The following is a 26129-nucleotide window of genomic DNA, read 5'->3' as shown; positions in this document are numbered from 1 at the left end:
TCAGGGACACATCATCTGTTTTCGCGCTTAGGTGATGATAACGGGGATGTCACCATCAGGGGCTGGTTGCTCCAGATGAGTGGTGCGTTGCGCGCGGGGGTCGTAGCGTCGGACCAGACGTCGTCGCCCCGGCATGAAACGGTCGTACCGCCGTGCCGGTCGGGCCGGCGCGGTGCGGACGACAGCGGGAGCGGACCATGCGCACACACACGCTGAGGGCGGCCTTGATTCTCTGTGCCGCCGCTTCACTCGCAGCGGCCACGGCACCGGTGTCGTCGGCCTCGGCGTCCGCCACCGCCGCGCGGCGCGCGCCCGTTCCCGTGCTCGTGGACTGCCTGTGGCATCCGCAGACGCGCCCCGCCGACTTCATCCTGGCCTGCGGTGACGGCAACAGCCGCCTGGCCTCGCTGCACTGGAAGCGGTGGGACTCCGGCGCTGCGGTGGCCGACGGCGTCAACGCGGTCAACGACTGCAAGCCGTACTGCGCGGCCGGCCACTTCCACTCCTACGCGGTGAAGGTGCGGCTCGACCACCCGAAGCCGTGGAAGAAGCATCCGCGCACGCAGCACTACACCCGGATGATCCTGACGTACACCGACGGCCGGCCGAGCGGATTCGAACGGGTCGTGACCTATCCCCTGTGGGACTGACGCCGCCCCCCACCCCGGACCACCTGACCGGACCGCCCCTGGCCGGACCGCTCTGAACAGAATCCGTTCCACCCCCTCCCCGCCCCGTGGCCGATCGTTATGATGAGCCAAATCGCTCAAACGAACATCCGCGGGACGGGGAGGCACACGTGCGGGAGCCGGTCGATCTCAGGCGTCAGCGCATCCTCGCCGCGGTGCAGGCCCGCGGAGCCGCCCGGGTGCGCGACCTCGCGGCGGAGCTCCAGGTGTCGGTGGTGACGGTGCGCCGGGACGTGGAGGAGCTGACCCGCGAGGGCAGGCTGCGGCGCGGGCACGGTGTCGTGCGCTCGGCGCTGGCGGCGCAGGAGGAGCCCGCGGGGGGCGCCGCCGAGGGGGACGCGGTCGCCGTGGTCGTACCCGAGCGGCATTCGTATCTCTCCGAGACCCTGCACGGCGCCCGCACGGTGCTGGAGGAGGCCGGGCTGCGCATCGCGCTGCACATCGCGCCGCAGGTGGCGGGCGCCGAGCGGCCGCTGGTGGAGCGGGCCCTCGCGGACGGCGCGCGCGGGCTGCTGCTGGCACCGCGCTGGCGCAGCCGGGCCGTGGAGGAGGCCGACTACGCGTGGCTGGCCGCCCTGGAGGTGCCGGCCGTGCTGATGGAACGGCGTCCCCGCCCCGACAGCGCGCTGCAGGCGATGGATTCCGTCTGCTCCGACCATGTCCATGGCGCCCGGCTCGCCGTCGAGCACCTGGTGGGACTGGGTCACCGACGCCTGGTGTTCGCCACCCGCGACGACAGCCCGACCGCACGCTCGCTGCGGGCCGCCTTCCGGGAGATCGCCGAGGCCCACCCGCTCGTCGAGGAGTGGGCGTGGCTGCTCAGCGCCCCGGAGGCGGGGCAGGACGGGCCGTACACCGGGCAGGAGACCGCGGAACTGGCGGCGACCCTGCGCAAGGTGGGGGCGACGGGCGCCGTCCTGCACGGCGACGTGGACGCGCTGATGCTGGTCCAGCGGCTGGCGGACGACGGGGTGCGGGTGCCGGAGGACTGCTCGGTCGTGGCGTACGACGACGTGGTCGCCGCCCTCGGCAGCATCCCGCTGACAGCGGTGGCCCCGCCGAAGGCGGAGGTAGGCCGGGTGGCCGCCGAGCTGCTGCTGCGCCGCCTGGGCCGCACCGGCGGGTCGGCGGCCGGCGCGGTGCAGCGCGTCGAGCTGCTGCCCTCCCTGATGGTGCGCGGCTCGACCCGGGCTCCGGCCGGCCGGCCCGCCCGATGAGCGTTTGAACGTTTAATTTTCTTCTGATCGATCTATTGACCGTTTACGGTCGGCCGCCCGAGGATGCCGGTGTCCCCGAACAGCCGTGTCCCGGACACGCAGGAGCCGCGGGAGGCACCATGCCCGGTCGACCGAGCCGTCGACCCAGCCGTCGGTCCGTGCTCGCCGCACTGACCGCCGCGCCGCTCGCCGCAGGCGTGAGCGCGTGCAGCAGCGCAGGTGACGCGCGATCGCGCACCGGTACCGTCACACGCATCACCTTCTGGTCCGCGCTGCGCGGCAGCAAGGAGGTCGTCGACGCGTTCAACCGCACACACCGCACCGTCCAGGTGGAGTTCCAGCAGATCCCCTCCGGCGGGCAGGGCGGCTACGCCAAACTCAGCAACGCCGCCCGGGCGGGCAACGCGCCGGACGTCGCCACCATCGAGTATCCCCAGGTGCCGGGCTTCGCCATCGACGGCGTCGCACGGGACATCACCGGTCTGGTCAGCGACGCCCTGCGGGAAAAGCTGCTGCCCCAGGCGCTGGGGCTGACGACGTTCGAGGGCCGTGTGTTCAGCGTCCCGCTGGACGTCGAGCCGATGGTCATGCACTACCGCGCCGACCTGTTCCAGCAGTACGGACTGCGGCCCCCGCGCACCTGGGAGGAGTTCGCCGAGCTGGCCGCGACCGTCCGGCGCAAGGCTCCCGGCCGGCGCCTGGTGCTGTTCCCGACCGACGGCGGAACCCAGTTCGCGGCGTACGCCTGGCAGGCCGGCGCGCACTGGTTCGACACCCGGGGCGGCGCCTGGAACGTCTCCCTCGCCGACGCGCCGTCCCGCCGGGTCGCCGGCTTCTGGCAGGGCCTCATCGACCGCGACGACGTGTTCGTGAACGCGGTCGAGAGCCGCCAGGCGGACGCCCAGATCGCCAACGGGCTCGTGCTCACCCGGCTCAGCGGCGCCTGGGACGCGGGCGCGCAGATGAAGGCGCGCCCCGGCCAGAAGAGCCTGTGGCGCATCGCCCCGCTGCCGCAGTGGGACACCGCCCGGCCGTACGTGGGCACGCACGGCGGCTCGACCTTCGCCGTCACCAAGGACAGCCGCCACCCGGAGGCCGCGATGGAGTTCATCGAATGGCAGGTCTCCCACCCCGACGCGCTGCGCGCCCGTCTGTCCAGCGGCACATCCAGCCAGTACCCGGCGGCGACCGCACTGGTCGCCGTCGGCCGGGAGGCCTTCGACCGCTCCTACTACGGCGGCCAGGACATCTACCGCCTCTTCGAGCAGGAGGCCGCCAAGATCCGCGACGGCTGGGTGTGGGGCCCGCGGATGACCGCCACGCAGAAGGTCATGCAGGACTCCTTCGCCCGGGTCGGCGCCGGCCAGGGCACCCTGGTCGACTCCCTGCGCACGGCCCAGGACGGCACCATGCCCGACCTCAAGGCCCTCGGCCTGTCCACCACCGAGCACACCACCTGAAGCCGCCCGAAAGGCAGGTGAGAACCCATGGCCCTGACCGCGACCCCGCAGCGCACGACGACCGCCGGCGCACCCGCGCCCGCCGCGCGCGCCCGCCGGGCGGCCAAGCGCCGGCAACGAGCAGCGCGCGGCGTACTGATGACGCCGTTCTTCGCACTGCTGGTCACCGTCTTCCTGATCCCGGTGGGGACGGCCCTCTACCTCAGCTTCTTCAGCGACGACCAGCCCGGCCTCGGCTTCGGCCCGGAACGGCAGGTCTTCGTGGGCCTGCGCAGCTACACCGCCGTCCTGACCGACCCCACCTTCCTCGCGGGCCTCGGCACGGTCGCCCTGTACTGCCTGATCTACATCCCGCTCATGGTCGCCGGCGCGCTCGCCCTGGCCCTGCTGCTGGACTCCGGCGTCGTACGGCTGCGGGCCTGGGCGCAGCTCGGGCTGTTCCTGCCGCACGCGGTGCCCGGCATCATCGCGGCGCTGATCTGGCTGTACCTGTACACCCCGGGCATCAGCCCCGTCATCGACCTGTTCGCGAAGGCTGACTGGCACATCGACTTCCTCGGCCTGCACACCGTGCTGCCGTCCATCGTGAACATCGCCCTGTGGTCCAACCTCGGCTACAACATGGTGGTCTTCTACGCCGCCCTGCAGGCCGTGCCCCGCGAGGTGATCGAGGCGTCCGTGGTCGACGGCGCCGGACCCGTGCGCACCGCGCTCCAGGTGAAGACGCCGCTGATCCGCGCCTCGCTGGTGACGGTGGCGATGTTCACGCTGATCTGGGCGTTGCAGCTGTTCACCGAGCCGATGCTGCTCAGCCAGTCCTCCCCGATGATCAGCTCCCGCTTCTCGCCCAGCATGTACATCTACGACGCCGCCTTCACCCGCAACAACTACGGCCTGGCGGCGGCCGCGTCGGTGGTGCTGCTGGCCTGCACGATCGCCCTGTCCTACGGCGTCACCCGCTTCACGAGCCGCGCCGACGCGAAGGAGGCCCGATGAGCGCCCCCGACAGCACCCTGCCGCGCCCGAGGCTGCTGGGCAGGGCCACCGTCAACGTCGTCGTCGGCGTGTCCGTCCTGTACACGCTGCTGCCGGTGCTGTGGCTGGTGCTGGCCGCCGCGAAGAACCGCGACGCGCTGTCCGGCAGCGATCTGCTGTCGCCGAGCGGTTTCTCCTTCGGCGACAACCTGCGCGACCTGTTCACGATGGACGACGGCCAGTACGGCCGCTGGTACCTCAACAGCCTGCTGTACGCGGTGCTCGGCGCCGCGATCGGCTCGCTGGTGAGCGTGGCCTGCGGGTACGCCTTCGACAAGTACCGCTTCCGGCACAGGGAGAAGCTGTTCGGGCTGGTGCTCGCCGCGGTGATGGTGCCGCAGACGGTGCTCGCGCTGCCGCTGTACCTGATGGCGTCCAAGGCCGGGCTGGTCAACACCTTCTGGGCGGTGTTCGTGCCGGTGCTGTTCAACCCGTTCGGCGTCTACCTGGGCCGGATCTTCGCGCAGGGCTATGTGCCCGACGAGGTGCTGGAGGCGGCCCGCATCGACGGGGCGGGCGAGCTGACGACGTATGCGCGGGTGGCGTTCAGGATGCTCGGGCCGGGGCTGGTCACCGTGTTCCTGTTCCAGCTCACGGCGATCTGGAACAACTTCTTCCTGCCCATGGTCATGCTGTCCGACCAGGACCTGTATCCGGTGAGCCTCGGCCTGTACACGTGGAACAGCTCCGCGTCGGTGTCGCCGGAGTACTACCCGGTGGTGATCATGGGTTCGCTGCTCGCCGTCCTGCCCCTCATCCTCGCCTTCGTCCTCCTCCAGCGTTTCTGGCGCAGCGGTCTGACCGCCGGCGCCGTCAAGTAAGCCGCGCACGACAGGAGATCCATGACCGTGTCATCGCCGGGCCCCGGCTACCGCCCGCGCGCCGTCCTCGCCATGTCCCGGGCCGCCGCCGCGGCCGTCCTGGACCCCGACTCGCTGGCCGCGCTCGGCCAGGTCTGTGACCTCGCTCCCCCGCCCGTGCTGGACGACCTGACCACCGACCGGGCTCGGACCCTGCTCGCCGACGCCGAGGTGCTGGTCACGGGCTGGGGCTGCCCGCCGCTGGACGAGGCGGTCCTCGAGGGGGCACCCCGGCTGCGCGCCGTCGTGCACACCGCGGGCAGCGTGCGCGGCCATGTCACCGACGCCTGCTGGGAGCGCGGCGTCGAGGTGTCCTCCGCGGCCGCCGCCAACGCGCTGCCGGTGGCCGAGTACACACTGTCGATGATCCTGCTCACCGGCAAGCGCGCCTTGGAGCGGGCCCGCGAGTACCGCGCGGTGCGCCACCGCATGGACGCGCTGGCGACGCCCCGCTCGGTCGGCAACCACCACCGCACGGTCGGCATCCTCTCGGCGTCGCTCATCGGCCGCCGGGTCGTGGAACTGCTGCGCCCGCACGACATCGAGGTGCTGCTCCACGACCCCTGCGTCACCGACGCCGACGCCTGCGAACTCGGCGTGCAGAGGGTCGAGTTGGCCGAGCTGTTCGGGCGCGCTGACACCGTCAGCGTGCACACGCCGCTGCTGCCCACGACGCGGGGCCTGGTCAGCCGTACGCTGATCGACTCGATGCGGCCCGACGCGGTCCTGATCAACACCGCCCGGGGCGCGGTGATCGACCAGGACGCGCTCACCGACGCCGTGCTGGCCGGCCGTATCCGCGCCGTCCTCGACGTCACCGAGCCCGAAGTGCTGCCGCCGGACCATCCGTTGTGGGACTGCGCGAACGCGTTGATCACTCCGCACCTCGCCGGTTCCCAGGGCAACGAGTGGCGCCGCCTGGCCGATCTGGCCGTAGCCGAGACGGCCCGCTGGGCCTCCGGGGCCGGCTTCCTCCATCCCGTACGACGCGAAAGGCTGGCCTTCCTCGCATGAGCATCCCCTTCGAACTGCCGCCGGAGGACCGGGCGTCCAGCCCGCACACCGGGTACACGCGCGCCCACTGGGAAGCGGTGGCGGACGGGCTCCTCACCGCGGCCTGGCGGTGGCGCACGCCGGGCGGCGCGCTGCTGGACCTGCCCGGCCGCCCCTCCCGTTCCGGGGTGCGCTCCGACGGTCTCGAGGGGTACGCCCGCACGTTCCTCGCCGCCGCCTTCCGGGTCGCCGGCGCGGGCGGCGACGACCCGCACGGCTGGCTGGAGCGGTACGCCGAGGGGCTCACCGCCGGTACCCGCAGCGCCGGGCGGGACGACACCGAGTCGTGGCCGCTGATCCTCGACCACGATGTGCAGGGCCAGCCGATGGTGGAGTCCGCCTCGGTCGCCCTCGGCCTCCGACTGACCGCGCCCTGGCTGTGGAAGCAGCTGGACGCCGGGGTGCAGGACCGCGCGGAGGAGTGGCTGCGCGGGGCGCTGCGGCACACGCCCGCGCCGAACAACTGGTATCTGTTCCCGTACACCGTCGCCGGGTTCCTGGAGTCGGTGGGCCGTGGGGACGCGGAGACCGCCGCGGCGCGGCAGCGGGCGCTGGAGCTGATGGAGAGCTGGTACCGGGGCGACGGCTGGTACGCCGACGGCGACGGGCGGGCCTTCGACCACTACAACGGCTGGGCGCTGCACCTGTATCCGGTGCTGGACGCCCATCTGTCCGGCGACCGCGCGCTGCTGGAGCACTACGGCGCCCGGCTGCGCGAGCACCTGGACGGCTACGCCCTGATGTTCGGCGCCGACGGGGCGCCGCTGCACTTCGGCCGCTCGCTGACGTACCGCTTCGCGGCCTCGGCGGCCGTGTCGCTGGGCGCGCTGACCGGGCACACCCCGCTCGGCCCCGGGGTCTCACGGCGGCTGGCGAGCGGCAGCCTCAGGTACTTCCTCGAGCGCGGCGCGCTGAGCGAGGACGGGCTGCTGACGCTGGGCTGGCACGGGCCGCACGAGGCGAGCCTGCAGTCGTACTCCGGCCCCGCCTCCCCGTACTGGGCCTCCAAGGCGTTCGTCGCGCTGCTCGCTCCGGCGGAGCACGCGCTGTGGACCGCGCGGGAGGAGCCAGCGCCGGTCGAGGAGGCCGACCGGGTGCTGGCGCTGCCCGCGCCGGGGCTGCTGGTGCAGGCGACGCGCGCCGACGGAATCGTACGGCTGCACAACCACGGCAGCGACCATGTGCGTCCGCACGAGGGTGAGACGGCGGCCGAGGCCGATCCGCACTACGGGCGGCAGGCGTACTCGACACGGACCGGGCCGAGCGCGCCGGACAACGTCGCGGACAACCATCTGTCGGTGCGGGTCGGCGGCCGCAGCAGCGTGCGGCGCCGGCTGCGGCCGCTGGGCGCCGGGCACGGCGACGGCTGGGGCTGGGCGGCGTCCTGGCACCGGCCGGTGTTCGCGGGCGGAGCGCCGATGGTGCCGGGGCTGCGGGTGGAGAGCGTGACCGTGGCCAGGGGACCCTACGAGCTGCGGGTGCACCGGGTGGTCGGCGCGCCGGCCGGGGCGGGCGTCACCCAGACGGGATGGGCCACCGGCCCGGAGGAGGGCCTCGTCTCCGCACTCCACCCGCTGTACGGTTTCGACGGCGCGGCCGGAGCCGTCCGCGCCCCGCAGGGCACGGCGTACACGCGCTGGGCCGAGGTGCCGCGGCTCACCGGTGCGGCCGGGGGCACGTCCCTGCACGTGTGCCTGGCCGCGCTCACCGCGGGGGACGGCGTCGGCCTGGGGGACGCGGTGGCGGACGTGACGGTGACGGGCCGGCAGGTCGAGGTGGTGTGGGCCGGGGACGGGGCGCGTACCCGGATCGCCTTCGAGCCGGTGGGGGTGACGCACGAGGTGCCGTGACCGGACCCGTCGCCGCACGACCCGTTCTAGGGTGAGCGGATGACGCACTGGAGCCTCGACCGCTACTGCTGCGCGATCCTCGACCAGACCGACCGGTTGCGCGCGCTCCTGGAGGGCGCCGACGTCACCGCCCGCGTACCCACCTGCCCCGCCTGGAACCTCGGCCAGCTGGTGCGGCACGTGGGTGGGGCGCACCGGTGGGTGGAGACGGTCGTGCGCACCCGGGCCACCGACGAGGTGCCGCACGACCTGGTCGACGACGTCTTCCACTACGACGACCGCGACCCCGCGGTCCTCGGCGGCTGGCTGGCCGACGGGGCCCGGGAGCTGGTGGAGGCGTTCACGGAGGCCGGTGAGGACGTGCGTGTGTGGACGGCGATGCCCGGCCGGCCGGTGTCCTTCTGGGCGCGGCACGCGCTGTTCGAAACGGTCGTGCACCGTGCCGACGCGGCCTGGACCGTCGGTGCGCGTTACGCCCTGGACCCGGCCGTCGCGCGGCACGGCCTCGACGTGTGGATGGGCTTCGGACTGCTGCCCGAGGTGTACGAGGGCGGCGACGGCGCCGGGCCGCTGCTGGGCGAGGGGCGCAGCCTGTGCTTCACGTCGAGCGAGCAGCCCGGAGGGGGCTGGTTCGTCGACCTCGGTCCGGACGGCCCGCGCTGGGAGCACGCTGACAGGCCGGCGGCGGTGACCGTGCGCGGACCGCTCGCCGACCTGCTGCTGCTCGTGTACGGCCGGCCCGTCCACGACCGCCTCGGGTTCCGTGGCGATCGTCCGCTGCTCGACCTGTGGCTGCGGCGGACCGGCTTCTGGCTGAACTGACCGGCCGTCAGCTCAGCACGATCTCGGGGTTGTACATGTCCAGCCACATCGCCAGATCGAGGGTGCGCTCCAGGCCGCGCCGCTCGGCCTGGGTGTTCACCGGCTCGGCGCGCTCGGCCATCCGGCGCACCCGGTCGCGGTCGACGAGGTCGAACACGCGGTGCGAGGGGCGGCTGAGCAGGTCCTTGGCGTGCTCCTGGAGGGCGGCCGCGTACTTCGGGTCCTGGGTGGACGGATACGGGCTCTTGACCCGGTCGTAGACGGACTTGGGCAGCAGGTCGGCGGTGGCCTCCCGCAGCAGGCTCTTCTCCCGGCCGTCGAAGGACTTCAGCGCCCACGGCGTGTTGTAGACGTACTCGACGAGCCGGTGGTCGCAGAACGGTACGCGCACCTCGAGGCCGACGGCCATGCTGGTGCGGTCCTTGCGGTCGAGGAGTACGCGGACGAACCGGGTGAGGTGCAGGTGGCAGATCTGCCGCATCCGGTACTCGAAGTCGCTCTCGCCGGTGAGGCGTTCGACCCCGGCGACGGCCGTGCGGTAGCCGTCGGCGACGTAACCGGACAGGTCGAGGGAGCGCAGCAGGTCGGGGCGCAGCACCCCGGTGTCCTCGCCGAAGTGGCGGCCCATGCGCACCAGCCAGGGGAAGGTGTCGGCGCGGCGCGCCTCCTCGTCGAAGAACTGCAGATAGCCGCCGAAGACCTCGTCGGCGGACTCGCCGGACAGGGCGACGGTGGAGTGCTCGCGGATCGAGCGGAACAGCAGGTAGAGGGAGGCGTCCATGTCGCCGAGGCCCGCGGGCAGGTCGCGGGCGCGGATCACTTCGGCCCGCACTGCGGGGTCGGCGAGGGCCTGCGCGTCGAGCACGATGTCCTGGTGCTCGGTGTGCGCGGTGCGGGCCACGTCGTGCACGAAGGGGGTGTCGGGGGTGCCGCGCAGTTCGTCGGCGACGAAGTTCTCGCTCTGGCCGGCGAAGTCGACGGCGAAACTGCGCACCTTCTCGCCGTGCTCGGCGAGCCGGCGGGCGGCGAGCGCGGTCATGGCGGAGGAGTCGAGACCGCCGGAGAGCAGGGTGCAGCGGGGCACGTCGGCGACGAGCTGGCGGCGCACGATGTCCTCGAGCAGGGTGCGCACGGTCGCGATGGTGGTGTCACGGTCGTCGGTGTGCGGCCGGGTCTCCAGGCGCCAGTAGGCGCGGGTGCGCAGGCCGGTGCGGTCGACGGTGACGACGGTGCCCGGCTCGACCTCGCGCATGCCGTCCCAGACGGCGTGCCCGGGTGTCTTGATCGCGGTGAAGAGCTCGCGCAGTCCGTCCAGGCGCACCCGGGCGGCGGCGATCGGGTTGGCGAGGATGGCCTTGGGCTCGGAGCCGAACAGGACGCCGTCGGAGGTGGGGTGGTAGTAGAAGGGCTTGATGCCCATGCGGTCGCGGACCATCACGAGCCTGTCGTGGCGGGCGTCCCACACGGCGAAGGCGTACATGCCGTTGAGCCGTTCGGGGAGGCCCTCGCCCCATTCCAGGTAGCCGCGCAGGACGACCTCGGTGTCGGAGTCGGTGGTGAACCGGTGCCCACGGCCGGTGAGTTCGCGGCGCAGCTCGGTGTAGTTGTATGCCTCGCCGGAGTAGACGAGGGCGACGGTGCCCTCGGGTGTGCCGGCGGTCATCGGCTGGCGCCCGCCGGGCAGGTCGATGATCGCGAGCCTGCGGTGGCCCAGCGCGGCCGGCCCCTGGGCCCAGGTGCCGGCGTCGTCGGGGCCGCGGCAGGCCATCGTCTCGGTCATCGCGTCCAAAGAGGTGCGCTCGGCGCCGAGGTCACGGTCGAAGGAGACCCAGCCGGTGATGCCGCACATGTCCTTGCCTCCTGCTTCCGGTCCGCCGTGGCACCGCGCCGACCTGTGCGTTCGCGATCAGCTCGGTTGCCCCGGTGAACCAGTTGTACGAACCATCTACCTTCCGACCGTGCGTCATCGATCAGGCATCGGTCAACGCCGCCCTCGCCCGCACATCCCGGGCGACCTCGGGTTTTCAGCCGCGCTTTACGTTCGCGAAAGCCTGCGGAGGCTCAGCCTCGGCCCGCGGTCGTCAGGAATCAGCCATGGGCAAAGAGTTGTGAAAACATCCCCGCCTCCACCGTTCCGGGGCGCCGCTGTTGCCGAGTGCGGCCGCTGGTGTGACGGTGGAGGAGGCCCGACCGCCTTGGGGGTGCGGCGTTCGGCGGTGTCCGACGCCGACGCGCTTACCCCGCGCCCTTCGGGGCAGGCGCTTGGCACTGGGCCACAGACATCCTTCCCGATGACCGCGGAGGCCATGTGGACGTCCACGCCGAGCGGCTCCCCGGTGTGCTCCGGGAGCCGGAGAACGCAGCCGGGCACAGCCGGCCGGAGAACGCAGCCGAACGCATCCGTGAGCTGACGGAGACGGTCGCGCAGCTGAAGCAGGCCGTGACCTCGCACGCCGTGATCGACCAGGCGATCGGTGTCGTCGTCGCTGTCGGCCGCGTGCCACCGGCCGAGGCGTGGGACGCACTGCGCGAGACGTCGATGTGCACGAACATCAAGCTGCGCCGGGTGGCCGAACTGGTCGTCGCCTGGGGCCGGACGGGCGCCCTGCCCGCGGAGGTCCGGGCGCAGCTGACGGCACGGCTGGACCGGCGCAGGCCCGGCTGAGCGCACGCGACGCCTCCGCGCGCCCGCCGAAGAGGTCGCGGCACACCTGCCGGGCCGGGCTCACGGGCGGTCGGTGCCCCAGTCGTCGGGGCCCACGCCGCGCCAGTCGATCAGCGGGGAGTCGGCCAGTTCGTCGGCCTCGATCTCCAGGCCCGCCCGGCGCAGGAACTCCACGACGTCCGCCTGGCTGTGCGCGAGACCCAGGATCTCGCCGTCCACCCGCACGCGCCGTCCGCCCGTCGGGGACGGCGGGTGCACGATCACGGGACGCTGCGCGGACATGGGTCAAGGATCACCCGCCCATGGCCGCCGCGCATCCCCTCCCGCGCTTTTCAGCGCTGCCCCGGCAGATTCGCGCAGGTGTTCTGGGCGGGCAGGCCCGAGAGCCGGTCCGTCAGCCAGGACACGGCGTCGCCCTGGTCGGCCAGCAGCGGTCCGAAGTGGTTGATCAGCGGGCTGACCAGGTTCGGCAGGTTGACCGGCCGGTAGGTCACGTCGGCGCCCAGGGCGCACCAGTCGACGGCGAGCCGGCGCGCCTGGGCGTGCGGCACGAGGTTGTCGTTGACACCGGTCGCCACCCGCACCGGACCGGCCGGCTTCAGCTTGCCGATCCGCTGCGTGTCCAGGAACGCCTGCAGCCTGGGCGTGGCGGCGATGATGTCGCCGAGCGAGGAGCCGTCGGTGGTCCAGCGGGTGCTGCGCCGATATCCGTAGCGGAAGATGGCGTCGCCGACGCACATGGTGGACAGGTCGGCGAGGGCCGCCCGGCCGGCGGAGTTGAGGTGCGCGTCGGCCAGGGGCTTCAGGGACGGGTCGGACTGCAGGAAGCCGTTCAGGGACCAGCCGAGCGCGCCGGTCAGCTCCGTGCCGTCGATCCCCTTGGTGACCTCGGTCAGATCGGCGGGCGGCGCTCCGGCGTAGGTTCCGGCGAGGTGCACGTCGGGGGCGTACGCGGGCTGCAGTTCGGCGGCCGCTGCGGTGGCCCCGCCGCCCTGGCTGTAGCCGAACAGGCCGACGCGGGAGGCGGCGGTGACCGAGGCGCCGCGCACCGAGCGGGCGGCGCGGGCGGCGTCCAGGACGGCGTGGGCCTCGTCCACCCGGTTGACGTAGGTGTGCAGCCGGTCGGTGGCGCCGAGGCCCGCGTAGTCGGTGACGACGACGGCGGTGCCGGAGGCCAGCAGGCGGTATACGGACACGTCCTCGTAGCCGACGGAGACCGTGCGGCCGTTGAACCGCAGGGGGTGCTCCAGGCCGAGGGAGGCGGCGCACTGGTCGCCTTGGCCCATCGTGCCGGGCGCGACCACGACGAGCGGGCGGGGCCCGTCGCCCTTCCAGGCGGCCGTGGGCTCGATGTAGGCACCGGTGACGGCCATGGGTTGCCCGTTGGCGTCGGTCGACTTGTACATGAGCCGCGTCGCCGTCCCGGGCAGCGGTCCGTGCAGGCTCGGCAGCCTCAGGGCCAGCGGGAGCGGTTCGCTGCGCACGAGGGCGCCGTCCGCGTGGGGCAGGGCGGTGGGCGGCGTGTAGAAGGCGGGGATGGTGACGCCCCGGGAGACGACCGGGTCCGACGCCGTGGCGGCTGTGGCCCCGAGGGCCTGGGCACCGAGGCAGGCGGCGGTGGTGACCGCCACGGCCAGGAGCCGTCTGGATGCGGGCATGGGGGAACCTCCTGTGAAGCGGCCGGCAGGAAGCCTCCGGTGTGCTGGGCACCGCGCGTCGCCCGGACACCCGGAGGCGACGGCGCACGGGCGTCCGTCGTCCCACGAACCGCCCCCGAGCCGCCGCTGGTGCCCGGACGCTACCCGGCAGGGGGTTACCGTCGGTACTGGCAGGTAGGTTACGGTTCAGTAATTTGACTCAGCGTCTGATTACGGCTGCGCAGAGCTAGTTCCGGCGCAACCGACCGGACCTCGCGGCAGCAGGGGCCGTACCCGCAGGGGCCGGCACCACCACGCCAGCCTCGTCTCCGTCCACGGCCTCTGCACCTCCCACGCATCACGCGGCCCCGGAACCGAGCAGGCCCGCGCTGGATCTGTCCGTACTGCCGGCCGATCGCGGCGGTCAGCCGATCGCGAGGGCGGCCGATGCGTCGATCAGGGCGAGCTGGCCCGGGCGGGCCCTCCCGGTCCGGGCCTGTTCCACGAAACGGCCCAGCTCCGCGCGGACGGTGGCAGAGTCGACGCGCTTGATCACGGGCAGCGTGGCGTCGACGATCTGACAGGCGTCGTCGAGGCGGCCGGCACCGGCCAGGGCCGTCGCCTGCCGAACCGCGAAGCGTGCCTGGGAGTTGCTGTCCGCCGGGACGGCCGGTCGGCGCCGGCGCTCGGCGGTGAACAGGTCGGCGGCCAGTTCGAAGCGGCGGAGGCCGAGCATGCAGGACGCCTCGATGAGCCGGGGGTTGCCGTTCTCGATACGCGGGCCCCAGTGAGGGGTCCGGTCGCCGATGACCTCGGCGGCATGGCTCCCGAACCGCTCCAGTGCCTCCCGGCAGGCCCCCGCATCCCCGCGGCGCGCGTGTCCCTGGGCCGCGCGGCGCGCGGCGTGCGCGCGGATCACCGCGTTGGCCGCCGGGTGCCCGCCCGCCTGGTCGGCGAAATTCATCGCCGCATGGGTGTCACCGCGGTGCTGGGCGATGACCGCCCTGCGGACCAGGGCGTACGCGGCCACCGTTTCGTCCCCGCCCTGTGCGCCCCAGCGGACAGCAAGATCGGTCCAGCGCAACGCCTGCGCGGGGTTTCCCGCCTCTTGTGCCATCCACCCCGTGTATTCGGCGAACTTCGAGGCCAGCAGCCAGATCTCGGCACGCTGCTCACCCACGGCGAGCGGGGCTGCGTCGGCCAGGGTCCGCGTGATCGACTTCAGCGAAGCGGTGACGAGCCTCGGTCCGGTGGATCTGCCGATGTCCTTGAGCTCCCGCAGGATCCGCTCGTATCCGGCGGCCACGGGCCCGGCCTCGACGAGGCTCTCGGTCCGGGTGTCGCGGCGGCCCGCCCCGGCCAGCTCGACGAGTTCCCCGCCGGTGCCCAAGGCCGCGTCGCACGCCGCCGCCACAGCGGGCGTCGGGTTGCGCGATCCGCTCTCCAGATTGCAGATCTGCCCTTCGGAGACGTTCGCACGCCGGGCGAACTCGCGCACGCTCCACCCCCGGCGTGCCCGGAGCGCGGCCAGGACGACACCGAAGTCGCCCGGCGGAAGACGCGTGCTGTTCGATCTCCCTGCCGGGACCGTCCCTGCCGCACTGTCCGCCGGTTCCATACCGGCCAGCGTACGGAGCCTTGCGGGCGCTATTCAATCCCCGGTGAATAGCCACCGGGCGTGTACTGCGCCCCTAGGGTGAGCACGATGTCTGACGTCAACGCCTGCCGGAGAGGGGGCACTTGTGCCGCGCGTCTTCCTCAGCTTTCGCAAACCGGACTCCCGGTGGATGCGGGACCGCGTCTACCGCGCGCTGTCCGACCGCCTGGGTGCCGACGAGATCTTCAAGTCCGGCCGGTCGATATCGCCCGGGGCGGATTTCGCCGAGATCCTGCGGCGGCAGGCCGCCGAGTGCGAACTCATGTGCGTCCTGATCGGGCCGGGGTGGCTCGAGGCGAGAGCCGAGGACGGAGGGCGGCTCCTGGACCGGCCTCACGACTGGGTCCGCGTGGAGATCGCGACGGCCCTGCGGGCGGGGAACCGCGTCGTCCCGGTCCTCTTGGGTGACGCGACGATGCTGCCCGACGCCTCGGCGCTGCCGGCCGAGATCGCGGACCTGGCGCGTCTGCAGTTCCTCCGGGTTCCGGAGACCCATCTGCCGGCCGGCCTTGAGCACTTGGGCGACGCGGTGACCGCCCTCCTGTCCGATACCGATACCGGCCCCGCTGCCGAACCCGGGCAGGGCAAGGCGCCGGCCACCGTCCTGGAGCCGTCGATCACCATGACGGCCCATGTGTCCGGCGGTGGCAGCGCCTACCAGGCGGCCCGTGACCAGACGATCAGACTGGCGTGAGGGGCGGACGATGGATCATCCCGGAGCAGACGGTGCTCGTCGGATCGGGCCGTATGCGCTGCTCGGACGGCAGAGCAGCGTCCGCGGGGGCGAGGTCTTCGCCGCCCGCACGGACGAGGGACTCCTCGTCACGGTCACCGTCGTGAAGCCCGAGCTCGCGGCGGACCCGGGGTTCCGGGACCGGTTCCGAGCCGCCGTGGAGGCGGCACGGACGCTGTCCGGTGCCTTCCTCGCACCGGTGGTCGATGCCGCCGCCGACGTGCCGATGCCTTGGCTGGCGAGCGGGTTCACCGCCGGAATGCCGCTGCGGCAGGCGGTGGACCGGCACGGCCCGCTGTCCGAACCGGCTCTGCGGGTGCTCGCCGACGGCCTCGGCCGAGCGCTGGCCGCACTCCACACGGCCGGCACGGTCCACGGTGAGGTGAGCCCGGACTCGGTGCTGCTGACCATGGACGGGCCCCGCATCTGCGCCCTGGGGATCGTGGGAGCCACCGGCAGACCAGCACCCTCACCGACGGACGACATGTTCGACCTCGGGTCGACCGTGCTGTTCGCGGCTTCCGGGGGCGAGCCGGACACGAGCGCCCTCCCCGTGTCGCTGCGCGAGGTGATCGGCGGCTGCCTGTACCCGGAACCGGCGGACCGTCCCACCGCCGAGCAACTCGTCGACTACCTGCGGCGCCAGAACCTTCCTGCCCTGACGGGCAGTTGGCTGCCGTCGGCGGTGACCGCCGACATGGCCGCCGCGACCGCTGCCCTGGGATCGGTGTCCGCCGGGGGTGGCGGCCGGGACCTGTCGGCTACGCCGCCGGCGAGCGCTCCCGGCTCGCGTGTCAGCCGCCGGAAGCTGATCATCGGTCTCGTCGGGGGCGCGGCCGTACTCGGGGGAGCCGCGGCGGCGCTCGCCTTCTCCGGCGACTCGTCGCCGGCTCCCGGGGGCCGGGCCGGCGGGCCCGGATCCGCCAGGCGGCCCGCCTCCGCGTCAGCCGGGCACCCCATGCCGTCCCCCTCCGCGTCGCCGTCATCGACCGCCGCACCGCAACCGATCGTGCTGGCCGGACCCGACGCCGCCAAGGCATGGTCGGGCGCCGGAAAGCACGCCCCCACCTGCCTGGAAGCATCCGACAAGGTGGTCATGGTGGTCACGGACACCGCCACGTCTTTCCTGGACACCGCGACCGGTAAATCCGTGTTCCCCCAGCTGAACACCACCAACGGCTTCGGCACGAGCATGGACAGGTACCCGACGGCGTATGCGGACGGAGTGTTCTACCTGCTCTGCGACACACCGAGTCGGTCAGGTCTGCTGGCGGCGTTCGACGCCGCCAGCGGGAAGGTGAAGTGGGCGACGAAGATGGCCGACGCCGACCGTGGCGGCGGCACGCGTGCGGCGATGTACCTGAGCCACTACGTGGCCGTCGCGGGGCACACGGTGTACGTATGCGGGACGTTGCTCGACACGTCCCGGTCGTTCTCGGCCGAGTCTGCGAGCACCGGCTACATCCGTGCGTTCGACGCCGCGACCGGCAAGGGGCTGTGGCGGGTCAAGGGCACGGACATCAACAACGTGCTCGTGCCGCCCTCCGGTTCTCACCTGCTGGCCACCTCGGCCGTCCCGGGCGACAAGCCGGGCCGGGTCCAGATGATCGACGCCGGCAGGAAAGGCGCCCGCGGCTGGAACGTGTCCGTCCCGCACGCCGCGTACTACTTCACCGCCGGCTGGCCGCTGACGTGCTACGCCGCCGGACTGTTCGTGTTCGCCGGCGGCAACGGCGACACGCTGTTCGCCGTCGACGCGGCCACGGGCAGCGAGAAGTGGCATCAGCGCTTCGACGCGAAGAGCGGCGACCAGGTCCAGATCGGCGCCCCGTTCGCCGCACTGGACGGCGCGACCGTCTACGTACCGGTCGGCGCCGACCTGGTCGCCCTGGCCGCGGCCGACGGCACGCCCCAGTGGGTCGCGACGCTCGACGGGGCCAACGACATGGGCGGTTCCAACATGTTCAACGCCTCCCTCAGGATCTCCGGCAAGAGCGCGCAGTGTTCGGCCGACACCGTCTTCGCCACCGACGCCGCCAAGACGCTCTGGGCCATCGACGCGGCCACCGGCAGGGCCCGGTGGAGATACAGCGACCCCGGGCAGCCGGACGTGGGATTCCGGTGGACGGTGGGCGGCGACCGCGTGTTCATCGCCTCCCACCTGACACTGACCGCGATCGCGGCCCACGGGCGGTAAGGGACAAGGAGAAGACATGGAGACGAGCGTGGAACTCGCCGGCCTGGCATCGGCGGCCGCGGCGCGCCTGATCGATCTGCTGGCGACGGACGGCTGGGCGGCGGTCAAGTCCTCGGTCCTGTCGCTGTGGCGGTCCGCGCACCCGGAGCGCGTCGAGGCGGAACTCAGCGACGCACGACGCGAGTTGCTGCAGGAACGGCGGGCCGGCGACGGCCAGGAGCTCCAGGGGCTGCTGGTCTCCGAGTGGCAGGCCCGCCTCCTCCGGCTGATGGCGACGCGGCCGGACATCGTCGACGAGCTGCGCGCTCTGCTCGGCGCGGAACTGCGCGCTGCCGGAACCCGGGAACAGCAGATCACCGGCTCGATGGCGCAGGAGGCACACGTCTTCGGCGGGAACGCGTTCCAGGCCGGCCGGGACATGACCGTCACCAGAGGCGGACAGGCGTGACGGAACGCAGCACCGGTGCCCCGCCCCCCGACGGGCCGCCCCTGTGGCAGCCGAAACGGCTGGAGGCGAGCGCGACCGGCGGGGGCAGCGTCTTCCAGGCCGGCCGCGATCTGCACGTCCGCCTCGGCGACGAGGGGCGAAGAACCCTGCCCGGCCCCGGCGCCGACCAAGTGCTGTGCCCCTACCCGGGCCTGTCCCCGTTCGGCGCGCGGCACAAGCAGTGGTTCTACGGCCGTGAGCGCATGGTTCACCTCGTGTGCGAGCGGATGGACGTCCGGTTGCGTGAGGGCGGCCCGCTGGTGCTGATCGGCCCCTCGGGGGCCGGGAAGTCCTCCCTGCTCGCGGCCGGGGTACTGCCGGCTCTGGACGAGGGCCGGCTTCCGGTGGCGGGCTCGAGCACCTGGCCGCGGTTGCTGCTGACCCCGACGGCGTCCCCGGCCCTGGCACTGGCTGCCGCCGCCGGGCTCGACGCCGAGACCGCCCGGCGCACGGCACCGGCGTGGCGGGCCGATCCGGCCGGGTGCCTTGCCGAACTGCGCGAGATCGCCGGAGCCGGCGATCCGGCGCCCCTCGGGGAGTCCCCCTCCGCCGGCCTGGTCGTCGTGGTCGACCAGTTCGAGGAGGTCTTCACGGCCTGCGGTGACGAGACCGAACGGCAGTGGTTCATCGACCTGCTCGACCGTCTGGCCCGGCCCACGGGCGGTGCGGTGGTGGTGCTGGGAGTGCGCGCGGACTTCTATGCCGCGTGTACGGCCCATCCGTGGCTCCGGGCAGCGCTGCAGGCCGGACCGGTCCTGCTGGAGCCGATGACGGAGGACGAACTCAAGGACGCGATCCGCCGCCCGGCCGGCAACGTGGGGCTCGACGTCGAAGACGGTCTGGTCGAGCTGCTGCTGGCGGACCTGGGCGCGGTCGGGGGGCCGGCCGGTGCGGGCACCACGGGGCGGCTGCCGCTGCTCGCACACGCGCTGCGGGCCACCTGGCAGCAGCGCCACGGCCACACGCTCACCGTGGACGGATACCGCGTCACCGGCGGCATCCAGGGCGCCATCGCCACCACGGCGAACAGGCTCTACGACACCCTGCCGCCACCCTCGCGGGAGGCCGCACGGTGGGTGTTCCTGCGGCTCGTCATCGTGGGACGCGACGCCGACGACAGCCGCCGGCGCGTCCGGTACGACGAGTTGCTGCGGCATGCGCCGGACCGGGAAGCGGCCGGCAGGGTCCTGGACGACTTCACCCGTGGCCGGCTGCTGACCCGGGACCAGGACACGGTGGTGATGACACATGAGGTGCTCATCCGTGCCTGGCCCCGGCTGCGGGACTGGATCGAGCAGGACCGCAACGGCAACCTCGTACGCCAGGATCTGGAAGAGGCGGCCGCGCTCTGGGAACAGGCCGGCCGGGAGGCAGCCGCGCTGTACCGCGGCAACCGTCTGGAGACCGCCCTCGCCTGGGCCGACACGCACGGGCCGGAACTCAGCGGCGCCGCCGGGGCGTTCCTGACAGCCGCCCGCCACCACCAGCGGCGCGGGCAACGGCTCCGGCGCGCCGCGGTCGCCACCATCACCGTCCTGGCCGTGGTCGCCTCGCTGGCCGCGGTGTTCGCCTTCCGGCAGGAGTCCCACGCCCGGGCAGCCGCCTCTCGGGCCCTGCAAGCCCGTGACCAGGCCATCAACGCCGCCGTCACCTCCGAGTCCGTGCAACTGGCGCCGACCGACCCCTCGCTGTCCGCTCAACTCGCGCTGACCGCCTATCGCATGGACCCGACCCCCGAGGCGGCGTCCCGGCTCATCTCGACCGAGAACACTCCGCTCGACACCCGGCTCCCCGGCCCGCGCGGCGCGGTGTACACCGTGGCTTACAGCCCCGACGGGCACATGCTGGCGGCCGGGAACGTCGACCAGAACCTCGTCCGGTTGTGGGACGTCTCCGATCCCAGCCGTCCGGTGGCGCTGGGCCGGCCCGTGCCCGAGGACCGTTCCGTCAATTCGATCCTGTCGCTCGCGTTCAGCCCGGACGGCCGGGTGCTGGCCGTCGGCGGCCACACCAGCCACAACGGTGACGCCGGTTCCGGGGGATTCGTCGACCTGTGGAGCCTGACCAGCCCCAGCCACCCGGTCCTGCTCGGCCGGCCGAAGGCGTCCGCCGTTCAGGACTGGGACGCCGCGTCCGCCATCGAATCGCTGGCGTTCAGCCCCGACGGCCGTACCCTGGCCGCAGGCTGGCACGCCGGACTCGTCAGCCTGTGGGACGTCACCCGGCCCGACGACGTCAAACCCGCGGGGGCGCCCCTGAACCTCGACTGCCCCGGCGTCTTCTCCGGTCGCATCGCGTTCAGCCCCACCGGACGCACCCTGGCCGCCGCGTGCGACGACGACGCCGGCATTGTCGGACTGTGGAACACGTCCGACCCGGCCCACCCCGCCCGCGGCCGTTCCCTGAAGGCGGGACAGCATGTCAACTCCCTCGCGTTCAGCCCTGACAGCCGCACGCTGGCCGCCGGATCCAGGGACAACACGGTCCACCTGTGGAACGTCGCGGACCCCGGCCGCCCCGCCCCCCTGGGCAAGCCGCTGAAGGGTCCTGCCCAGGCCGTCACGTCGGTGGCGTTCAGCCCGGACGGTCACACCCTGGCGGCCGGCAGCGCCGACCACACCGTCCATCTGTGGAACGTCACCCACCCCGGGACCATCGGCCCTCTGGGCCGGCCGCTGACGGGCCCCGGCGACACGGTGACCGATCTGGTGTTCAGCCCGGACAGCCGCACCCTCGCCGCGGGGAACACCGACGGCAACGTCGATCTGTGGAATCTGCCGCCCACCCGGATCACCGGCGCCGGCGGCAATGTCGCCTCCGTGGCGTTCAGCCCTGACGGGCACACCCTGGCCGCCGGAAACCAGAACGACACCATCTCGCTGTGGAACACCGCCGACCCCGACCACCCCGCTCCCCGCGGTGATCCGCTCACCGGCCCCAGGGAGCCGGTCCACTCCGTGGCGTTCAGCCCGGACGGGCGCACCCTGGCCGCGGGCGACAAGGGGGGCACCGTCACGCTGTGGAACACCTCCGACTCCAGCCACCCCGTTCGCCTCCGTGAGACCCTCACCGGGGCGGACGGGCCCGTCTTCGCCCTGGCGTTCAGCCCGGACGGCCGCACCCTGGCCGCGGCCGGCGACGACCAATGGCGCGGCAGCATCGCCCTGTGGGACGTCAGCGACCCCGCACACCCCGTCGCCCGCCCCGGCATCTCCAACGACCACACCAAATCCGTCCTGTCCCTGGCATTCAGCCGCGACGGCACGGTGCTCGCGGCCGGCGGCGACAGCAGCAGCAAAGGCGAGGTCGGCCTGTGGAGTACGACGGACCCCGGGGTCCGCATCGGGCAGCCGGTCTCCCAGCCGACCGGAACCAGCACCTGGGTGGCGTTCAGCCCGGACGGCCGCACGCTCGCCACCGGGAACAGCCGCGGCACCGTGACCCTGTGGGATGCCACCGACCCCAACCACCTCATGCGCAGGGGCAGTCCCCTGACCGTACCCGGCGGCAGCCTGGGGTCGGTGGCGTTCAGCCCGGACGGGCGCACCCTCGCAGCGGCCGGCCACACCGACAACGGCACCATCACCTTGTGGAACGTCACCGATCCCGACCATCCCGCCCCCATCGGCCTGCCGCTGACCGTGGAGACCGGATTCGTCGACGTCCTGGCGTTCAGCCCGGACGGCCACACCCTGGCCGCCACCACCGACGACGGCGTGGCCACGCTCTGGGACCTGAAGGTCGAGTCCGCCATCAGCCGTATCTGCGCCGCGAGCTCCGGTGCCCTGAGCCGGCAGCAATGGAGCCGCTACGTTGTCCCACTGCCGTACGCCCCACCCTGTGTGACCTCCTAGGAGTGCCGGGTCCGGATCTCACGGCGGAGCCGACCCCGGCTCGCGACCGGATCTCAGGACGTGGTGCCGGTTCCCAGGCCCTGCGTCGTGTAGGCGCACTCCGTGTAGATGTAGTCGGAGGACAGCTTGGCCGTGTCCGAGCCCGCGGTGGTGGTCCCGCCGACCGGCTTGTGGACGAACCAGGTGGTGCCGGGCGGCAGTTGGAGGGTGCGCTGCGGATAGTCCTTGCCGCTGTCGTCGCACGGTTTGAACGCCGGGTTGAGGGTGCTGCCCCAGGAGTACGCGGTGCAGCTGCCGCAGCCCTTGAGGGTGAAGGAGCCGGTGACCGGGCCGGTGTACAGCACCCTGATGTCGTCGGGGCTGTCGTTCTTGACGGTCACCGAGACACTGCCGCCGCCGGCGGTGGTGGGCAGGTGCTTGCCGGCCGCGGGCAGGGTCTGGGCGACCTCTGCGGCGATGGCGATCTTCTCGGCGAGGGCACGGTTGCGGTCGCCGCGGTGCCCGGCGGCGAAGTCCTCCATGGTCTTCTGCGCCGCCGCGAAGTCACCGTCCTTGTACTGGTCGACGCCGCAGGGGTACGCACCCGCGTCCGCGCTGGTGGAGGCCCGCCCGGCGTCCTTGGTCAGCGCCTCACGCGCGCCCGCGCTCCGGTCGGACAGATCGGCGATGCGGGTGCCGAGACCGCGCAACCGCTCGACGGCCGCGCACGGGTCGGTGCCGCGCACGTCCTGCTCGGCCCGGCCCACGGCGTCCCGCACCGCCGGTTCCACACGGGCGGCCTGCGGGGAGCCGGAGAAGGCGCTCAGCAGATCCCCGAACCGGTCCGCCCAGGTGCCGTCGCCGCCCGCGAGCGCGGTCGCCCCGCACTCGTACAGCGAGGTGGCCAGCCGGTCGTCGGGCCAGGCGGCCAGCGTGCCGACGCTCTTGGCGGACATCGTCTGCGGCACCGTGCGCAGGTAGGTCAGAGGGGCGATCGCCCCGCAGTAGTCCTTGCGGTCGTACGGCGCGCCGATCGTCGCGTAGTAGGTGCGCAGCCGTTCCGGCACCTTGCGGGCGGCGCGGGAGCCGGGGTGGTTCGCGTCGAGGTCGTCGTAGGCGGTCAGGGCCTGACGGTAACCGGACTCGGCGGCGGTGAAGGACTGCGTGCCGCCGGCCCGCACGAGCCGGTCGGCCTCCGCCAGCCGGTCCAGCAGCATCCGCTCCACGGCCTCGTCGCGGGCGCGCTCGTACAGCACCGCTCCCCCCGCCGGTACGGCGAGCAGCACCAGGCCGAGCAGCAGGGCGACGGGTGCGCGGGGCGGCCGGGCGAGCGGGGTGCGCAGCCCGGCGAGGGCGCCATGGACGGCGGCGGCCACCAGGAATGCGGCGTACAGGACGAGGGCGGCGCCCGGCACACCGTCCGCGTCGGCGGGCAGCGCCACCAGGAGCAGCGCGGCGGTCGCCACCCAGCAGACGGTCATGGGCAGCCATCGGCGCAGCAGCGCGTAGCCGAGCCCGAGACCGCTGAGGTTGAGCAGGGCCACGGCGGCGGCCCGCAGACCGTCCGCGGGCGCGGGCGGCGGGGCGGGCGGCCGCGGGGGCATGGGCGGCGGTGGCGGCACGGCCTGCGGCCCGCTCGGGCCGTACGGGTACCCGGACATGGCGGCTCCCCCCGTCAACTACGCCCGCATGTGGGCGCTTTGGGAGTGTACGGCCGGCGCCGCCCGGCCGACAGAGCGCCGACGGCCCCGCGGCGGCAACGCTTGTTATGACGGCTGTCATGACGGATGCTGCTGTCAGTGAGGGAGCACGGCACCGCGGGTGCCGGCGGACGAGAGCCGAGGGACGGGAGGACGGCGTGAGCGACGGACTGGCGCGGGTGATGTGGGAGCGGTACGAACCGGTGCACGACCTGCTCTACTTCGCCCCCGAAGCCCGGCAGGCCACCGACGGCCTCGGTCTGCGGGGCTTTTGGATGGGCTACTTCGCGCTGCGCGCCGCCCCCCTCGGACCCGTGGCCGCCCCCGTCGTGACCAGCAGTTTCTACGTCTTCCACGCCGACCGGGTGGCACGGGCGCTGCCGGACGCGTGGCGGTACGCCGCTCCTGAGGCCGTGCTCGCGGCGCGGGAGGAAGCCATGGACGCGGCGATGACCCGGGTGCTGGGCGCGGACACCGTGGCCTCGCCCGAGATGGCCGAGGCGGCGGAGCTGGCCTGGGCCGCGGCGGCGGGCGCGGACACGGCCGGCCGGGTGCTCGGCGCCGCGAACCAGGCCCTGCCCGCGCCCCGGCTGCCGCACGTACGGCTGTGGCAGGCGCTGACCACGCTCCGCGAACACCGCGGTGACGGCCATGTCGCCGCGCTGGTCACCAGCGGGCTGGGACCGGTCGCGGCGATGGTCCTCAAGGCCGCGGCCGGCGAGTCGGACGCCGCGCTGCTGCGGGAGGGCCGCAAGTGGGACCTCGCGACCTGGCAGGCCACAGAGGAAGAACTGCGCCTGCGCGGCGTGCTGGACCCGGCGGGCGCCCTCACAGCCGAGGGCACGGCACTGCGCGCGGCGGTGGAGGCCCGCACCGACGCGGCCGCCCACCAGCCGTGGCAGGCCCTCGGCGAGGACGCGGCGCTGCGCCTCGCGGCCCTGCTGGAGCCCCTGGCGCGGCGGGTCGTCGGCAGCCGTCTGATCCCGGCCGGCAACCCGGTGGGGCTGACCGGGCGGCTGTGGCGGTCCGGCGGAGACGGGTCTGCTTGATCCCCGGCCGGGGACCGGCTGTCAGCTGTCCAGCCATGCCCGGATGTCGTCCGTGTGTTCGCCCAGCCGGGGCGGGCGGCGGTCGTAACGGGGCGGGGTGCGCGAGAGGCCGATCGGGTTGGCGACCAGGTCCATCGGGGTTCCGCCGGGCCCGGTGACCGTCGCGCGGGGACGCAGGCCGAGCGTGTCGGCCAGGTCGAACGCCTGGGCCACGTCGTTGACCGGCCCGCACGGAACGCCGAGCGGGGTGAGCCGGTCGAACCAGTCGGCCGCGGTGCGCTCGGCCAGCAGCGTGCCCAGCAGCCCGGCGAGTGCGTCGACGTGGGCCACCCGGTCGGCGTTGCCCGTGAAGCGCGGGTCGGCCGCGACGTGCGGGGCGTCCAGGCCCCGGCACAGCGCCGCGAACTGACGGTCGTTGCCGACGGCGACGACGAACGGCCGGTCCTTCGCCCGGAACACCTCGTACGGCGCGATCGAGGGGTGCCGGTTGCCGAGGATGCCCGGCACACTGCCGGCGAGGGTGTAGCCGCCGGCCTGGTTGACGAGGCTGGAGAGCAGACAGGACAACAGATTGACCTGGACGTGCTGCCCCTCGCCGGTGGCGTCGCGGTGGCGCAGGGCGGAGAGCACCCCGACGGCCGCGTGCAGCCCGGTCAGGACGTCGACGACGGCCACGCCCGTCTTCACGGGCTGCCCGGGCTCGGCTCCGGTGACGCTCATCAGCCCGCCCACCGCCTGTACGAGCAGGTCATATCCGGGCAGGGCCGCTCCCGGTCCGTCGCCGAAACCGGTCACCGAGCAGTACACCAGGCCCGGGTTGAGCTCCAGCGCCGGTCCCGGCCCGAGGCCGTACTTGTCCATCGTGCCGGGGCGGAAGTTCTCGAACAGGACGTCGGCGCGGCGCACCAGCTCGCGGGCGCGTGCGCGGTCGCCGTCGTCGCGCAGATCGAGTCCGACGGAGCGCTTGTTGCGGTTGACGGACAGGTAGTACGTGGCTTCGCCGTAGGCGTGCGGCGGGCCCCAGGCCCGGGTGTCGTCGCCGGTGTCCGGATGCTCCACCTTGATCACGTCGGCACCGAGGTCGGCCAGCAGCATCGTGGCGTACGGGGCGGCCAGGACGCGTCCGAAGTCGGCGACGAGGACTCCGGCCAGCGGGCTGCGGGCTGCTGCGCTGTGCGGCATCGG

20 protein-coding genes are annotated in these 26129 nt (G+C 73.2%); 14 read left to right on the top strand and 6 right to left on the bottom strand.

Annotated elements, in window-relative coordinates; all coding sequences use genetic code 11:
• Positions 1-197 precede the first annotated feature (197 nt).
• The 8 genes from ACZ67Q_RS05035 (at position 198) to ACZ67Q_RS05000 (ending at position 8986) form a co-directional block, all read left to right on the top strand.
• The gene (locus tag ACZ67Q_RS05035; RefSeq protein ID WP_471176518.1) at positions 198-650 is read left to right on the top strand and encodes a hypothetical protein; all 453 of its coding nucleotides are present in this window, start codon (positions 198-200) and stop codon (positions 648-650) included.
• A 149-nt stretch (positions 651-799) separates the two neighbouring features.
• Entirely contained in the window at positions 800-1906 is a 1107-nt protein-coding gene (locus tag ACZ67Q_RS05030; protein WP_471176516.1) for a substrate-binding domain-containing protein, read from the top strand.
• Between the two features lie 119 nt (positions 1907-2025).
• On the top strand, positions 2026-3366 hold the full coding sequence (locus ACZ67Q_RS05025) for an ABC transporter substrate-binding protein (RefSeq protein ID WP_471176513.1): 1341 nt from the start codon (positions 2026-2028) through the stop codon (positions 3364-3366).
• A 27-nt stretch (positions 3367-3393) separates the two neighbouring features.
• Complete coding sequence (locus tag ACZ67Q_RS05020) at positions 3394-4362, top strand: carbohydrate ABC transporter permease (protein ID WP_471176510.1); 969 nt, start codon at positions 3394-3396, stop codon at positions 4360-4362.
• Positions 4359-5222: a carbohydrate ABC transporter permease gene (locus ACZ67Q_RS05015; protein ID WP_471176507.1), complete on the top strand. Its 864-nt coding sequence runs from the start codon at positions 4359-4361 to the stop codon at positions 5220-5222. The genes ACZ67Q_RS05020 and ACZ67Q_RS05015 overlap by 4 nt, the downstream gene beginning before the upstream one ends.
• Before the next feature lie 21 nt (positions 5223-5243).
• Entirely contained in the window at positions 5244-6275 is a 1032-nt protein-coding gene (locus tag ACZ67Q_RS05010) for a hydroxyacid dehydrogenase (protein WP_471176504.1), read from the top strand.
• On the top strand, positions 6272-8164 hold the full coding sequence (locus tag ACZ67Q_RS05005) for a DUF2264 domain-containing protein (RefSeq protein WP_471176502.1): 1893 nt from the start codon (positions 6272-6274) through the stop codon (positions 8162-8164). Before ACZ67Q_RS05010 ends, ACZ67Q_RS05005 begins: the two co-directional genes overlap by 4 nt.
• A gap of 39 nt (positions 8165-8203) precedes the next feature.
• Positions 8204-8986 carry a maleylpyruvate isomerase family mycothiol-dependent enzyme gene (locus ACZ67Q_RS05000; RefSeq protein WP_471176499.1) on the top strand — a complete coding sequence of 261 codons (783 nt, stop codon included), beginning with the start codon at positions 8204-8206 and terminating at the stop codon, positions 8984-8986.
• A gap of 7 nt (positions 8987-8993) precedes the next feature.
• Here the strand turns inward: ACZ67Q_RS05000 and asnB are convergent, their stop codons facing one another.
• Positions 8994-10835: an asparagine synthase (glutamine-hydrolyzing) gene (gene asnB / locus ACZ67Q_RS04995; RefSeq protein WP_471176497.1), complete on the bottom strand. Its 1842-nt coding sequence runs from the start codon at positions 10833-10835 to the stop codon at positions 8994-8996.
• Between the two features lie 459 nt (positions 10836-11294).
• On the opposite strand from asnB, the gene ACZ67Q_RS04990 reads away from it, so the two are divergent.
• Complete coding sequence (locus ACZ67Q_RS04990; protein ID WP_471176494.1) at positions 11295-11651, top strand: ANTAR domain-containing protein; 357 nt, start codon at positions 11295-11297, stop codon at positions 11649-11651.
• Between the two features lie 60 nt (positions 11652-11711).
• Here the strand turns inward: ACZ67Q_RS04990 and ACZ67Q_RS04985 are convergent, their stop codons facing one another.
• The 3 genes from ACZ67Q_RS04985 to ACZ67Q_RS04975 all read right to left on the bottom strand — a co-directional run bounded on the left by ACZ67Q_RS04985 (position 11712) and on the right by ACZ67Q_RS04975 (position 14906).
• Positions 11712-11933, bottom strand: coding sequence for a hypothetical protein (locus tag ACZ67Q_RS04985; RefSeq protein WP_471176491.1), 222 nt, complete (start codon positions 11931-11933; stop codon positions 11712-11714).
• A 50-nt stretch (positions 11934-11983) separates the two neighbouring features.
• Positions 11984-13309: a lipase family protein gene (locus ACZ67Q_RS04980; protein ID WP_471176489.1), complete on the bottom strand. Its 1326-nt coding sequence runs from the start codon at positions 13307-13309 to the stop codon at positions 11984-11986.
• Between the two features lie 403 nt (positions 13310-13712).
• A complete protein-coding gene (locus ACZ67Q_RS04975) occupies positions 13713-14906 on the bottom strand; it encodes a helix-turn-helix domain-containing protein (RefSeq protein WP_471176486.1) in 1194 nt (397 codons plus the stop codon).
• A 124-nt stretch (positions 14907-15030) separates the two neighbouring features.
• Here ACZ67Q_RS04975 and ACZ67Q_RS04970 point away from each other — a divergent pair, with 124 nt between their 5' ends.
• Genes ACZ67Q_RS04970 through ACZ67Q_RS04955 form a run of 4 tightly spaced genes read left to right on the top strand, consistent with a single transcriptional unit; the run spans position 15031 to position 22216 of the window.
• Positions 15031-15639, top strand: coding sequence for a toll/interleukin-1 receptor domain-containing protein (locus ACZ67Q_RS04970; RefSeq protein ID WP_471176484.1), 609 nt, complete (start codon positions 15031-15033; stop codon positions 15637-15639).
• A gap of 10 nt (positions 15640-15649) precedes the next feature.
• Entirely contained in the window at positions 15650-17875 is a 2226-nt protein-coding gene (locus ACZ67Q_RS04965; protein ID WP_471176481.1) for an outer membrane protein assembly factor BamB family protein, read from the top strand.
• A 16-nt stretch (positions 17876-17891) separates the two neighbouring features.
• Positions 17892-18323: a hypothetical protein gene (locus ACZ67Q_RS04960; RefSeq protein WP_471176479.1), complete on the top strand. Its 432-nt coding sequence runs from the start codon at positions 17892-17894 to the stop codon at positions 18321-18323.
• Complete coding sequence (locus ACZ67Q_RS04955) at positions 18320-22216, top strand: nSTAND1 domain-containing NTPase (protein WP_471176476.1); 3897 nt, start codon at positions 18320-18322, stop codon at positions 22214-22216. Before ACZ67Q_RS04960 ends, ACZ67Q_RS04955 begins: the two co-directional genes overlap by 4 nt.
• Positions 22217-22269: 53 nt before the next feature.
• Here ACZ67Q_RS04955 and ACZ67Q_RS04950 read toward each other — a convergent pair whose 3' ends face one another.
• A complete protein-coding gene (locus ACZ67Q_RS04950) occupies positions 22270-23856 on the bottom strand; it encodes a hypothetical protein (RefSeq protein WP_471176473.1) in 1587 nt (528 codons plus the stop codon).
• A gap of 197 nt (positions 23857-24053) precedes the next feature.
• Between ACZ67Q_RS04950 and ACZ67Q_RS04945 the strand changes: the two genes are divergently transcribed.
• Positions 24054-24944 (top strand): SCO6745 family protein, encoded by an 891-nt coding sequence (locus ACZ67Q_RS04945; RefSeq protein WP_471176470.1) that lies wholly within the window; start codon positions 24054-24056, stop codon positions 24942-24944.
• 21 nt (positions 24945-24965) lie between these two features.
• Here the strand turns inward: ACZ67Q_RS04945 and ACZ67Q_RS04940 are convergent, their stop codons facing one another.
• Positions 24966-26126: a CaiB/BaiF CoA transferase family protein gene (locus ACZ67Q_RS04940; protein ID WP_471176467.1), complete on the bottom strand. Its 1161-nt coding sequence runs from the start codon at positions 26124-26126 to the stop codon at positions 24966-24968.
• Between the last annotated feature and the right edge of the window lie 3 nt (positions 26127-26129).

This window comes from Streptomyces sp. NPDC036813, assembly GCF_055609245.1.
This window is presented reverse-complemented; position numbering and strand designations above follow the sequence as displayed.